The 14688-nt window shown below is 29.8% G+C and carries 14 protein-coding genes; all 14 read right to left on the minus strand.

Annotated elements, in window-relative coordinates; genetic code table 11:
- Positions 1-25: 25 nt before the first annotated feature.
- Positions 26-1222 (minus strand): SEFIR domain-containing protein, encoded by a 1197-nt coding sequence (locus TDE_RS08685; RefSeq protein WP_010957062.1) that lies wholly within the window; start codon positions 1220-1222, stop codon positions 26-28.
- Between the two features lie 92 nt (positions 1223-1314).
- Entirely contained in the window at positions 1315-2148 is an 834-nt protein-coding gene (locus TDE_RS08690) for a hypothetical protein (RefSeq protein ID WP_010957063.1), read from the minus strand.
- Between the two features lie 232 nt (positions 2149-2380).
- Positions 2381-3340 carry an SH3 domain-containing protein gene (locus TDE_RS08695; RefSeq protein ID WP_010957064.1) on the minus strand — a complete coding sequence of 320 codons (960 nt, stop codon included), beginning with the start codon at positions 3338-3340 and terminating at the stop codon, positions 2381-2383.
- Positions 3341-3845: 505 nt separating this feature from the next.
- Positions 3846-4241, minus strand: coding sequence for a TIGR04076 family protein (locus TDE_RS08700; RefSeq protein ID WP_010957066.1), 396 nt, complete (start codon positions 4239-4241; stop codon positions 3846-3848).
- A gap of 122 nt (positions 4242-4363) precedes the next feature.
- Entirely contained in the window at positions 4364-4936 is a 573-nt protein-coding gene (locus TDE_RS08705; RefSeq protein ID WP_010957067.1) for an SAP domain-containing protein, read from the minus strand.
- A 91-nt stretch (positions 4937-5027) separates the two neighbouring features.
- A complete protein-coding gene (locus TDE_RS08710; RefSeq protein ID WP_010957068.1) occupies positions 5028-5471 on the minus strand; it encodes a plasmid fertility inhibition factor family protein in 444 nt (147 codons plus the stop codon).
- A gap of 678 nt (positions 5472-6149) precedes the next feature.
- Entirely contained in the window at positions 6150-6539 is a 390-nt protein-coding gene (locus tag TDE_RS08715) for a hypothetical protein (RefSeq protein WP_002681204.1), read from the minus strand.
- 259 nt (positions 6540-6798) lie between these two features.
- Entirely contained in the window at positions 6799-7893 is a 1095-nt protein-coding gene (locus TDE_RS08720; protein ID WP_010957070.1) for an HNH endonuclease, read from the minus strand.
- A gap of 216 nt (positions 7894-8109) precedes the next feature.
- On the minus strand, positions 8110-9330 hold the full coding sequence (locus TDE_RS08725; protein ID WP_002681203.1) for a transglutaminase-like domain-containing protein: 1221 nt from the start codon (positions 9328-9330) through the stop codon (positions 8110-8112).
- A gap of 161 nt (positions 9331-9491) precedes the next feature.
- Complete coding sequence (locus TDE_RS08730; protein ID WP_002679543.1) at positions 9492-10379, minus strand: carbon-nitrogen hydrolase family protein; 888 nt, start codon at positions 10377-10379, stop codon at positions 9492-9494.
- A 103-nt stretch (positions 10380-10482) separates the two neighbouring features.
- A complete protein-coding gene (locus tag TDE_RS08735; RefSeq protein WP_010957071.1) occupies positions 10483-11301 on the minus strand; it encodes a hypothetical protein in 819 nt (272 codons plus the stop codon).
- A 93-nt stretch (positions 11302-11394) separates the two neighbouring features.
- Entirely contained in the window at positions 11395-11622 is a 228-nt protein-coding gene (locus TDE_RS08740; protein ID WP_002679532.1) for a hypothetical protein, read from the minus strand.
- Between the two features lie 293 nt (positions 11623-11915).
- On the minus strand, positions 11916-13196 hold the full coding sequence (locus TDE_RS08745; protein WP_002683308.1) for an aspartyl protease family protein: 1281 nt from the start codon (positions 13194-13196) through the stop codon (positions 11916-11918).
- A gap of 767 nt (positions 13197-13963) precedes the next feature.
- Positions 13964-14617 carry a hypothetical protein gene (locus tag TDE_RS08750; RefSeq protein ID WP_245522411.1) on the minus strand — a complete coding sequence of 218 codons (654 nt, stop codon included), beginning with the start codon at positions 14615-14617 and terminating at the stop codon, positions 13964-13966.
- Positions 14618-14688 lie beyond the last annotated feature (71 nt).

Consider the following 14688-nt stretch of genomic DNA (forward strand, 5'->3'; position numbering starts at 1 on the left):
TAAAACGTGGGAAATATTGATTATATTAAGATGTAAATGCACGATAGTAATGTAAAACCAAGTCTGCTTCTATGATATCTGAGAAAAATAAACTGGGAAAAACTCGATTTTTTAGTATTTCAACAACTGGGTGTAAAAAAGACTTCCCAGTAATTGATTGAAAATATTCTGGTATTATATGTAAGCTTTCAAATTTATCATAAATGGTTTCAATATTTTTTTCTAGTCCACCATACATCCAATTTGTAGCATTATCTTTTATCAAAACATTACTTAAAAATTTATTTGCAAGATTATACCTATTAAATTTTAATAGAATAGCCATTGAACTTATTATAAGTTCATAAAAAAACAGTGCATAATTATCGTATTGCCCCAGTGTCCATGATGAATTATCTTTGTTAGTATTTGGTCTATAAAATTTTTCAATATTTCTAAAAAACTGAAAAAACTCATCGAAAGTTTCTATACTTTCATCATATATGGCTATGTTTTTTAATACATTTAATAAGCTATTTTTAACAGGAGTCATTGCAGTAAATGAATCAAGTGCAACCTTCCCAAAATCATGCTGACCATGATATTTCTCATTGATTTCTGCATTAATTAACTCGCTTTGTATTATTTCTATATAGTCTCTTACTTTTATAATCCTACTTTTATGATTCTTTTCAAGAGAAGTGATTAATTCTCGCTCTTTGATATTTATATTTGATATATTTTCTTTATCTTCAAAAATCCATAAAGGTGCAGTTCCAAGCTTAGGTTTTTGAAACTGAGGACGTTTATAAATTAATCTAAGCAGTTCTTCATACCGATACTCACAATTTTCATTCTCTGATAAATCAATGTAAATTCTGTTATTAAGATATATCGGTAGGTACGGTCTTCCACTATCGTCTTTTTCAATTACAATAGGAATAAACTTAGTTTGGTCAACTTTATTATACAAATCTGAACTAATAATCTGTGCTTCAGTCCCTACTCCACCTTTCCTCTCATCGGATTTTTGTTTGTATTCTCGATTAAGCATTATCAGTACATGATCGATACTACTATCTTGAATCATCTGTTCCATAAATGCATATTTATCCTGACCAGCAGAAAGATCCCACTTGTCAATAATCGTTTCAACACCATCAGACATTAATCTTTCAGCCAGTAATAATATTTTTGAAGTGTACTCATTATTTGTCCAAGCGTATGATATAAATACTTTCATATTTTATCTCCAGTGCGCGAAGCGTCAACCTAACATGGTTTTAAACCGCAACGCAGCTTGTCTGCGTTGTCGGCTTTGAAAACAGTGTTATGCTAATATTCTATATCATTTCTATATGCAATTTGTTCTACAATTGCATGAGGAAATACCTTTTCAAATTCTTGAATATTTTGTTTATTATCATCAAATTTAATAAAATCTGTAATATCAAGTTTTTGCGATTCTTTTTCATTTTCAATCAAAGCTACTCTTATTGCTCCTTCTGCAACAAGTTCATAAGAATTTGGATTAAAAATATTTATCCACAAATAATACTTCGGCCATGATACACCAGTAACTGTAGGCCCCCATCGCAGAAACTCACAGGTTATTATGTAATCTCTACCTTTTACATATTTTTTCATAATGCTCTTTTTAATTTCATTTATGTTTATCTCTCGATTAACCCCTTCTTTTTGTAATATAATTTCCATAGTTTTATTTGTTATATAAACTCTATGATTTATATCTTCTTGAACCCATTTATATAAATTATTGCTTCCTGTTTTTCTATATTTGTCAACAATTTCAATGGGAAATAATCCTTCCATATTTTCATCATCAAATCTGAATCTGTCCCATAATATACTTAAAGCCAAATCTCCAGTTGTTAATTCACAGTTCATTAATTCAAATACAAAATTTGTTTCTTGATTTGTAAGTGCCCACTTATAGTAATAATCGAGATTTATTCCTTTTGAATTGATTATATAATCATAATATTTATTCCCTGATTTTTGATTTGCATCATTAAATGATAAGTAGATTTTCTCTTTTCTTTTTGATGCAGAACTGATCATTTTTTCAAATAATAGTTCTCTATTCTGTTTGCAGTTGATAAATATAAGAGAAAAAATAATTACTATTAATAAATATTTTTTTTTCATTTTCTCTCCAACCACGCCACTAGCGTGTGAGCATAACATTCGCTTAACCTGCATTTGCGGCTTGTCCGCAATGTCAGGTTGAAGCGGGTGTTAGATTTTATTTTTAAAATATTTTCTATCACCTTTTACCTTCATAACAGATAAATATCAAATATTACCAATATATGCAACGAAAAGATGTATGAAACAGGTCTTGTTTTTTCATCATATTATTGTGGCAAATATTAAAATTCTAATTGTTATTAAACATTATCTCATATCCGATAAATTTTCTCTTTTTTTCTACAAAATTATAACGGTATTTAACTAAAATATACTCAAACTCTTTTAGTTTATGACTTTTTTGGTAATCAGTAAAATGTTTTAGCGTTTCTTGATCAACTTGACCATTTTTTATATCCCACTCACTTGGAGAATAGACAATATCAATCTCATATCCGTCTAAATTCCAAGAAGAATAATAGGATCCTTCAAAAATTATCCTGCCATTTTTCAAATTTCTTACAATAACGCCTCTTATTCCGGGTGCAGAACCTTCATCACTAATACAATATCTGTAATCTTCTGTAAACTCATCAGAGGACCATTTATCGATAGAATAATAAGATACATGCCTAATTTCATTAAATTCGGGAATCCATCTATAAACTCCTGGAACATCATAGTACATAAACTCAGCATTAGGATAATCATTCCATACAAAAGTATATCTATTTTTTTTCCTTTCTACAGGAACTTTAACTGTTCTAGTTCTACCATTTTTTTCAATTAATAATTCTAAAGAGGAAACTTGATTATTTAATATTTCATTGGATTTTTTTAGACGTATTATAGATGGAGTAATATCTTTATCTTTTACATATTTACTAAAAACCCATTTACCTAATGAGTAAAGCTCCTTAGCCTTAAAATCAAGAATTTCAATTCTAAACCAATACCCTGAATATCCGTCAATTTTTTCATTCACTTTTGATATGCCTGTAATACGAATTTTATGACCTTCATTTAATGTTACTATTACATTAGCTTCAAGAGAAGGAGCCTCTCTTACGTTAACATTATTCTCTTTTATTTCCGTAATAAAATGAACTCCATAATATTTGCTTGTTCGTATTTCTTCTGAATATAATGTTACTGCACTAATTATTAGAACCAATACACAAACCATTGAAACTACTTTTTTCTGTTTCATTTCGACCTTCCTTTCGCAATGCTCTCTTCATTGCAATTATTTTTTTTCGGTCGGAAGGCTGTTTTGATTGGTTCCGTTACCCGCCTGCCGTTAGGCAGGTCAATCTAACATTCGCTTAACCTGCATTTGCGGCTTGTCCGCAATGTCAGCGTTGAAGCGGGTGTTAGATGCTTTTATTTATACTTTATTAACTTTTAAGATTGAATTTATCATATCATCATTTTTATACTGCTCGCTCAATTCTTACATAATCCATTCAAAAAGATGCGAAATGACATCTTTATAATTCCAATCATCGTAATTACTGACAAATTGTTCGCTTTTGTAACCACTTATAAAATCAGCAATATCTATTTCCATTTTATTGATTTCTGTTTTCTCCTTTCAAAAGAAGCATTTTACTTTTCAAAGAAAGTCTAAATTCAACCGATTCTTTGTTCTAGCCCTAAAGTTATACATTTCAATTTTTTCAACAAGCTCAACTTGCTAAAAAAATCTTCCTTTTCTATTCTTCTATATCAAGTCTCTCAATTTTAAAAATTACAGGACGAGTTCCATCAGAACAACAAGCAATCATTGTATTTTCTTCTTTCATCCAGCCTCGCATAATTGAACCGCCTTGTAAACCTGTATAGATATAACGACTAATTGCATCCCATGCTTCTGAACAATGAGGTATTTTTGGTCCGCCCGCAACAGTATTAGGCTCCGCTATTGTTTTTACAAGAGTATTTATTCCTCCATGCCAAAAATGATCATTTTTTTCATCCCTTTCAAAAATAAATTCATCTCCAACATTATAACAAGGACAGACACCAGAATTTTGATCTGCACAATACTGTTTTTGTAACTCAGGATATAATTTTTTATCTATTACGGTTAATTTTACTTTGTATTTCATTTAGTTTTCCCCCTATATTTCTAAAAATAGCGGCTCAGTGAGCCGACCATCTAACATCCGCTTGACCTGCATTTGCGGCTCGTCCGCAATGTCAGGTTGAAGCGGGTGTTAGATGATTTTTTTTATGTATTTTTATTCTTTTTCCATGTTATATAATCTTTTTTTATCTTCATATCTTTTAGTTTTTTCCACGCTTCCAAAGCATCTTCTCTTGTTGCATTTTTTTCATTTGCCAGATAATCACTTATAAAGTTATTAAATTTACAGGACGGGATTTGCGGAAGTTTTCCTTCAGTTTTATTTAAACGAATATATTCACAAATGACATCATTATACGTTATTTTTTCGCCATGAGAAAGTTTATTTTCTATCCAGCGATTAAGCCAATATTTTGCTCCTGATTTTATTTTCAGACCAGGTGCTCGTTTATCCATTTCAGTATTTATAAATTTCCATGTTTCTTTTGTGTTTCTAAAATTGTCAACAAAACTATTTAAATCCAATATATCTACATTACAACTTTTAATCTTACTGCTATTTTTTTTACTCACAATTCCTGTTTGCAAAAATTGAGAAATCATTTCTTCAAGCTGCTCCTTTCGAATTTTTGAATCAAATGGAATTTTTTGCGATTTTGCCAACTCTTTAAGCTCACTCATATACCAATATTTATTCTCAAATTCTTTTATTGTCATAATCTGAAGCCCCTGATTATTTTTAGCACTGTTAGACAATGTTTTTTCATTACTTCAAAACATCTATCATATTTCCTAGCTAATTTTCATTTTATATTTCATCGTTTTTTATAAAAAAATATGAATCAGCATCATCTAATAATAATTTTTTAGATATACTGAAAACTAAATATTTTACATTATTAGCTAATAAGAAATTTGTTCTTGTTAAACCATTGCACAGTGTAGGTATGATATCGTTATTATTTTCTATTTTAATATCAATATTTACAACAGGAACAGGGTTATTCTCTCCATGAGCAAATCCTTCCTTCGCATCTTGATATTTACAATCATCTTTCTTATCTTTAATATTTGCTACTATTTTTTGTATTTTAAAATTAGTTTTTTTCCACTGTCTGTCGAAATAAGTAGCTTCAATAATTATAAATAATTTTTCACATGAACTCATATAATATTTTTTATTTCCAATAAGTTCAAAAATAATACGGCCATTTGCATTTCTATAAATATTTAAACCATCTATTTTTTTCATATTTTATTCGCACCGATAGGTGTCCATCTAACTTCCGCTTAACCTGCATTTGCGGCTTGTCCGTAATGTCAGGTTGAAGCGGGTGTTAGACACTATTATTTTATTTATATCGCTTATATTAACAATTACACTTTTATTATTGCCTTATTTTGCTTTTTCTTAAATATTCATAAATAAAAAGCTTTAAATTTTACATAAGGCTTTATCATCTGCCATTACATTTCTTTTATAATAATTCATATATTTTAACTATAATTCTATATTATTTACAAAACCGATCTTTTATCAAAAATATTTATCTTAAAATTATAAAATCTTATTCTTAATAATAAGACTTTATTTTTAACACCTATACAGCTTTTGATTATTAAATCTAAAAATTAGAAATTTTACTATAAAACTAAAATTTTATATAAATTAACTACGTTATATTATAAATACCAGACAATCCAAAGGACTTATATTTCGTCGATTTCCTTAATAAATTTAAAATCCTTAGATAAAACTTTTGCATCCTCTCACTCAAATACTCATTATAATAAAATATAAATTTAGTAAAAACTAAGCTATTTATTTAGATTTTATAATTTAATTTATAAAATAAATTTTGTTGCTTAATAGTTATAATTCATTATTACAAAGATATTGTCAGTTTTGGAGAGCTTGCTAGTTGATTTTTTATAACAACGACCTATCTATTACACCATTCTTTATCAAGTTTTTTTTATTCCTTGACTTTAAATTTGAAATTAAAATAATTACTTGACCGTCTTCACAATTAAATGGGAGCAATTCATTCTCTTTTATATAACTAAATTTCCATTTTTTACACCATATTTTTAAGTCTTCCTCTATTTTATTATCAAAATCATATAATTCCATCTCTATAACAAGAAAACCATCCTTATTTCTCCATACAGCTCCATGATCGAAACATTTTGGTAAATATTCCATTTTCATAAATGCTATAGAGGAAAACGCTTTTTCTTCACTAGTTATTTTTTGTTTGATTTTATATTTTTCTTTAAACTTTAACAATCTATCACTTTCATTTTGTCTAGTTAACATAATAACCCTCTCTGATTTTTCTTTTCCTCATGCACCGAAGGTGTCTGTCTAACATCCGCTTAACCTGCATTTGCGGCTTGTCCGCAATGTCAGGTTGAAGCGGGTGTTAGATGAAAATATTTATCTTTTTTACATTTTTTATTATCTTAATACAAAAAAATATTCACATAACACATAGCGCAATGGTAAGCACATTTCCTTTGATTTCTCCAATATTTTGAAACATATTATTTTTGTACTGATAGACGGAAATGTTAACCTAAAAATAAAGCTCTATATTTTTCATTAATTCATCAAGACACATATCTACATCTTCATTTGTTATGATTTTTCCCTCAGGTAATTTTCCCCAAGTATTATCAAACGATTTTTTTATAATTTCAGAAATGAAAGAATTATTTTTTCTTTTCATAGCGATTTGCATAACATGACTCATTTTATCATTTAAAATTTGAAAATTAGGATTTGACTTTGGATATTCATGAGAGAATATATAATTAAAATCTGGTATGTAATTTACTTTTTTCTGAATTTCTTTTGTCAATAAAACATCATAAACATAAAGTTTTATAAACGCATTTCCATTATAATTTTTTGAAAGTTTTACAATAAATTGAATTGTTCCATATAATTCTATAATTGCATATACTTTTTTTTCTTCTGGACTAGCGTTTAAAAATATACTATGAGTAACTTCATTCTCTCCTAGATCAAAAAGACTCTCTTCTAATATTATTGGCTCAACTTTGTCTGTCGAATTTTTCCGAAGATCTTCAATTGCTTCAGATACTGTTACTACATCACGTGTAATTTCAACAAAAAAATTAATAGCCATTTTTAGTATGGCAGGCATTGAGTCTCTTCCGCCAAGTGTTAACGTAATACCCAAAGGTTCTGATAATCTTTCTTTTATATGTTTAGCTTTTTTTAAACACTCATCAATATTGATTGCAGGGTATTTCTTTTTTAACCCTACTAAAATCTTTTTTAATTCGTCAAGATTCCTTGCTTGAATATGGATTTCTTCTCCATTCTCTATTTCCTTTCTCTCAATTGTTGGTTTATTTACTATAGGTTTGCCATCTGGAGTAACTCTGTATTCCTCTCCAGTGGATTCTCTTACCATTATAACATCTTGAACTTTTCCTCGTTCTCTTTTTATGTCTAAAATATTAGCAAAAAACTCAAATTGCTTTGATAACTTCGCGTCAAATGAATCACCAAATTTTGAGTTACACTCTTTACAGATTAGATTTGATGATTTTAATCTTCCGCCCATAGAATTTAAAATAATATGTTCAATTGTTATATTTTGTTCTGTAATTTCATTCTTGCATAAATAACATGTACTCATTTTTTACCTTTCCTTTGCGCGAAGCGTCCATCTAACTACCGCTTAACCTGCAACAAGGCTTGTCCTTGTTGTCAGCGTTGAAGCGGGTGTTAGAACTTAGCTTTATTAAGCCTTATTTTAAAATTAAAAATTTTGATTACACAACATACCATAAATAAAAATCTTATTTCAACTCAATTACGATAAAATTAAACAGCATTGTATGTAATAAATAGTTTATTTACCGCTAATTTTTTCTGAATACGAATCTAAATCAGTCGCAAGAGCAGCATCAATTTGCTTTGAACTTATAATTCCCGTTTGTAAAAACTCCTGCCAACATGCTACCGTTAATTTAGCTATCGTATCTGTTACATCAAATTCAGCAAGCGGAAAAGCAACTGTCCAAAAGAAATCTTGACCATGTAAAGTTAAACCCGGTTTCATTATTTCTACCTCTTGCCCAAATGGAACACCTAACATAGAGCATAAACGAGGTTCCATAGATGCTATTTCATCTGAAATACTTGATTTAGCCATAATGATATTTTGCCATGTATTTGTCAAAGGACTTTCACTCCAAGAACTTGGATCAAATGCAGTCCATACACCGCCATCGTAATACTCTACGATACGATGCATTTCTAGGCGGTAAGAGTTTGTCGGAATTGTTGCTATCATACGACAAGGAATTTTTTGTGCCCGCATAAATGCTGCCGCAAGATTTGCATTTGAAGTGCAAATATAATTCATTCCACTTTTCAAAATTCCCAAAGCATCAAGACTCATAGGTGGTGCAACATTTTCCATATTTGCAATAAAGTTTCTTATATTTAGGCAGTATTGTTTTAGTTCATCATCTTCGTTTGTAGTACATAATTCAGTTGCCAAATCAGTAATTTGCTTAGAATCAGATTGTACACATGGTGATGCAACAGTAAATAGTTCAGGGTCTATATCATTCTCTTTTATTGCCATTGGAGTAATTAAAACAACTGCAGACCAATCAATAGTGAGTTCGGTATTCTGGTCAGCATTAAATACTAAGCTTAAAAAAGCATTTCCGTCTTCTCTCACTTGCAATCGGCTTGATGATAAAGCCGATTCAGGTTTGACACTTAAACTATAAAAAATGGGAACTTGCTTGTCCACAAGTTGCGGTATCGGTAGCAACACATCATAGCTACCTTTTTGGTGAGCAATTAAATTTACACCACCGAGCACACCAACAAGACCATTTCCCTTCATTGCACGTTTAGGATAGACAGTATGAATTCTTTTGAGTTCTTCATAAACATTTGATGTTACCGGTTTTAGTTCTACGGCTACTTTTTTAAAACTATCTTTTGTTTCATATTTTATAACTTGTTTACCTTGTTGCCTCTTACAACTTACCATTTGAAACAGCAACAGAGTAATCAAACAATACAACAATATAATTTGATATTTTAACTTCATACTCCTCTCCTTCAAATCTATTCTATATTTTTTAAGAAATAAAGCAAGTATTTCATGCAAAGATATTTTTATTTTCTATGGTTTCCCTTTGCGCGTGAGCGTCATTCTAACATTCGCTTAACCTGCATTGCCGCAAAGGCAATGTCAGGTTGAAGCGGGTGTTAGTTTGCTGATTTTCTATAATCTTTACGGATAAACGGCTCTTGTTTCTCTTCCGATAATAAAATCTCATATTTTGTCGGCTGCCGGTATGCGTTACCATGAACTTCTCTACTTCTATACTTTCTTAATTCCTCTATATTAAAAGTTGCGATATATATTCCTTCTTCCTCTCCGGCTTCTATTATTAATGTATCTCGTGAATATGGTTCATCAATTTTATAGGCAATACCGTCAAATGCTGTAGAATGACCATTACAATCGGGTTTTCCTTTTGGATAATTAACAGTTGCAATGCCAACCATATTTTCAAATGCTCTTGCTCTTAATTGTGAAATCCTATTAATTTCCATTGGACATGCATTCGGTACAAGTAGTATTTCTGCACCTTTGAGCATGAGTATTCGTGCACTCTCAGGAAATTCTCTATCATAACAAATCATTGAACCTATTTTTACACAACCGCGCTCTGTGTCTAATTCAGATACATAAAAATCATTACCGGGCATTAAATTTTTTTCATCTCCAAAAATACATGTATGTACTTTTGCATAGGTATATAGTTCTTTTCCAAATCTATCAAACAGACATATACTGTTTCTTGGTAATGGCTCATACTTTTCAAGAAATGTTATACCGATAGCCATTTGCAATTCTTTTGCTAAATCCGAGAATGAATGTATAAATGCATCATTTTTACTAATTGCTTTACTCTTTAATTCATTGACAGATTTAGGGATTTCGTAACCAATACTCCACATTTCAGGAAATAATGCTATATCTGCCCCCATATTTTTTGCCTTGCGACAAGCAGCTATACCGATATACATATTTTCAACAAGAGAGTTCCCCGGCGTTAATTGTAGTAAAGCTATGATAATTTTGCTCAATTGCGTATTCCTTATTGTATTAAATCTTGTCAAACTAACTACCGCTTAACCTGCATTTGCGGCTCGTCCGCAATGTCAGGTTGAAGCGGGTGTTAGGTTGTATTTATTTTATTTTCAACATTACATCTTCAGCATTTTTATTAAATTCTTGTTGCAATTCTTCCTCTGTATTACATTTTGCTAAAATTTCTTTATCCAATTCAAAATAATCCCAATTATCTCCTGAGATATATTTAGCAATAGAATAATATTTTTCAGCATGCGGAGATAAACCTATAAATAAGTCATACTCCGGTGCTCCTTTTTTCTTAAAATAACATCCAATACCATATTTACTATCGAGTTTTCCTTTATATTCATATTTTGTCACATTTGCATCAAGAAATTTTCTGCAAATCTCCAATAATTTTTCTTTCATTTCATAAACGGCAATAATTGTATCGGGAGAATATAACATAGCTACCTCATGCGGTGTAAATAATAAAGTATGAATGTCTTCACACATATATTCACGAATTAAATCAAAACGAGCAAAATCTGTTGTCGCTCCTTTTTTATCTATAATTTCAAACAAATCTTCCCAAAATAGAATTTTATCTTTTGGAATAGGAATTTCTTCACGAAAAGAATAATTTTTCCTGATTAAGTAAGCATCACGTGTGTCTTTATCATATTCTGAAATTGTTAATCCGGAATTATTAATCTTTACTTCATATCGTAATTTTTCTGAATTTTTTGTGATAATAGTGAAATCAGGCACAGTTCCTTTCAGATTATCTTGTGCTTTTACTTCTGCAATATCTAACAACTGTAGATTAAATGGTTTTAGCAAAAAATCAAATACAATTTCTTTTTTCCATAATGCTTCATTATAAAAAAAACTTGTTATTGCTTGTGTAGCAAGATTTTCATATATATTCAAAATAAATGTCTTCCTTTCTAATTTCAATTTTACCACGCTAACGGCATATGAACCTAACAAGAATAATAAGATTCTTGTTAGGCTGACTTCATATCATAATGCAGGATGATGTTTTTTTGTCGGACTTTTTGAACAAGAACCGCTTGTTAATGAAGATATGCTTGAATATTGCATTCCACAATATTTACAAGTATATTTTGGTTTTTCGTTTCCTTCGTATAATGAGTGCCTTCTTGTTGGACTTCTTGAACAAGAACCAGATGTTAATGAAGAAACAGAGGAATACTTCATCCCACAGTATTCACAGTAAAAATTTGCCATAAAATCCTCCTATGATTTTATAAATTTATTTTTAAGTCGAAATAAATGGTCATAGGTCGGTTCCACACAAGTCTTTCCTCAAGCGGTCAGCTTGTCAACCTAACATGCAGTTAAGCTGCAAAACGTACCGGCGTCTAGCCGGCCGCTCTTCAGAGCGGGTTTTGTCAGTCTTGAACTGCGTGTTAGACACTTTTATTTTATTTATATAACTTAATATTAACAATTACGCTTTTAATTTTACAATATTTTGCTTTTTATTACAATATTTAATAAATAAAAAACTTAAAATTTGTTTATTTAAACAAAATAATTTCTCCCCGTTTATAGCTTATAAGAGTCGGTTGGGCGGAGAAAAACGGATAGCCTAAAAGTCCGTCATAACTATCGGGCTTTTTTCGTAAATGAGAAATATCGGAAAATACGGTTTTTACATTTTTATATGTTTTACCGCCTATCTTCATTGTTTTTAATTCCGCTTGATATATTTCCTGTTTAATTCCGCCTGCCCCGCTCAGTTCGGTTTTTTCTTTGTTTGTTAAGGACGGTTCTAATTCATTAAAATAAAAGCTGTCGAGTAAATTGAATTCAGCTCCGGTATCGAGCCCCAATTTATAGATTTTGTTTCCAATCGATACTTCAATAGCCGGAATATGACCTGCCATTTTACACGGAATTTTTGAATCTACTTTTAATGTATTAGCTTTTATAAAACTATCATACGAATCCGGTCTTATAAGTGTCAACTGCTTTTTTTGATAATCTAAAAAGACATCATATTCTTTTAACATATCATAGCCTATTAATCCGTATATGCCGTCCGTTTTTAAACTCTGTTCAAGACGAGTCATATCAAGAACTACTATTTTTTGATTTTTTATTTTACTACCGGCGAATTCCAATTCTTTTACGTTTGTTATATCCATATTCGGACTTGAAACATTACCGCTGACATCCTGAAAACTACCAAGTTTTTTTGTGCCCGTGTTTAATCCTTCAATGTACTTTGAATTTAAAATGGAAAAAGGAGCACCGCTGTCTAATAAAAACAATCTGCTTTCACCTTCAAGCAATACGTCTACCAACGGCAGATTTCCTGCAAATATAAAAGGAATGGAAGTGATTTTATTTGTATTGTACTCTATAGTTCGTTCTTCTGAAGACAAAGTTTTTACTTTTATTTTCATAAGTTCAGCTTCGACAATTAAATTATCCTTATTGAAAATAAATACGGACTCTTTCTTTCCTACTTGAGAATATTCAATTGAGTATTTTAAAATAAGTTTTCCGTCTTCCATAAAGCTTTCTGTTTTTTCATAGGAAATTACCGTCCCCACTCCGGCCAATAATTGCTGTAAAATTGCTTTTGCCCTATTACCGCTCTGTCCTGCAATTGAAAAATCTTCAGCCAAATAAGGCAGCACATTCGTTACGGATTTTTCGTTACAAGCTTCCGCAACCGCTTGGACGGCTTTTTCACATTCAGCTTCATTCTGTGCAAATATGCCGCTGAAAAAACAAAAAAATATTAAGGAAGCACTTAACATCTTAATTAATTTACATTGATTTTGTTTCATTTTACCCCCATAAAAGCTATTTTTATTTTAATCGAAATAGCCGCACTTATCAATACTACTACAGTAATATATACAAAAAAAATCAGATTTTTTTCAAAAAAAACTTAAAATTTTAATATAAAACTTTATTATTTGCATATCCAACTTTCATATTACTTAATGCATATATTAAAAACTATTAATTTAACTATAATTCTATATTATTTACAAAACAAACCTTTTATAAATAATATCATCTTAAAATTATAAACTTATTCTTAACAATAAAACTTTATTTTTTAACTATACAACTTTTTAATTACTAAATCATTAAAATCAAAACTAAAACTTTATTTTTCTTTAACAACTTAATTATTATAATCACCATGACCGTCCGAAGGACTTTTATTTTGTTGATTTCCTTAGCTAGTTTAAAATCCTTAGATAAAACTTTAGTTTTCATTAACAAGTTAATTATTATAATTACCATGACCGTCCGAAGGACTTTTAACTCGTTAACTTCCTTAACAAGTTTTAAAATCCAAAGATTAAAGTTTTATTTTTCTTATACAAGTAGATATTATAATAAAACATAACTTTATCCAAAGAACATAAGCTATTAATTTTGGTTTTATGCTTTAATTTATAAAAAATACACCCTATTTTTCAAAGTTACAGTTTATCGTGCCGAAGGCATCGGTCTAACATTCGCTTAACCTGCTTTGCGGCTCGTCCGCAATGTCAGGTTGAAGCGGGTGTTAGACGTTATTTTTAAATATAACTATATACTATTTAATTATATTTACTTTTATTTTATCAAACTCAGTTGCTAAAAACTCTATTTTTATTGAATCGTTAAAATATTCGCTATCAAAGCCTTGTATTATTATTGTTCCGATAAATTTTTCTACATCATATTCTCCTAGACATTCATCAAGAAATAAAAATCCAATCTGACTATAAATTTCACATTCGATCTCAGTATATCCATTGCAAAAAAGAACAATTCCTATTTTACTTTTATCTTCATCTTTTATAAACATAAATCTTATATCATTTGGACAAACTTCTTTATCTTCTATTTTAATTGAATTCTCTATTTTTCTTCTCGGGCGAAATTTTATAAAAGTCCATTCTGATAATTTCGGTTTTAATAAATACAATTTTTCTACTGCAGGAAATGCATCTAGTATTCCATCTGCACTAATTACAAAATCTCTTTTTCCATTTTTTACAGAACTAATTTCAAACGTTAGATCAGGATTTATTTTATGCAATTGAATTTGAAGTTCATTAAAAATTTTTTCCTGATTTATTTCATAATTGTATATTAATTGTGAGTTTTTACAAAACCAACACCAAAATTTTTCTTCTTTTGTCTTTACAAAACATGATATTAAGCCCATAAACATAAATCCTATAATAAATATATTTTTTTTCATTTTCTTTCTTGTTGCCCATTGGGCAATCCGTCTAACATTCGCTTAACCTGCATTTGCGGCTTGTCCGCAAT

It is taken from the genome of Treponema denticola ATCC 35405 (assembly GCF_000008185.1).
GTDB classification, from domain to species: Bacteria; Spirochaetota; Spirochaetia; order Treponematales; family Treponemataceae; genus Treponema_B; species Treponema_B denticola.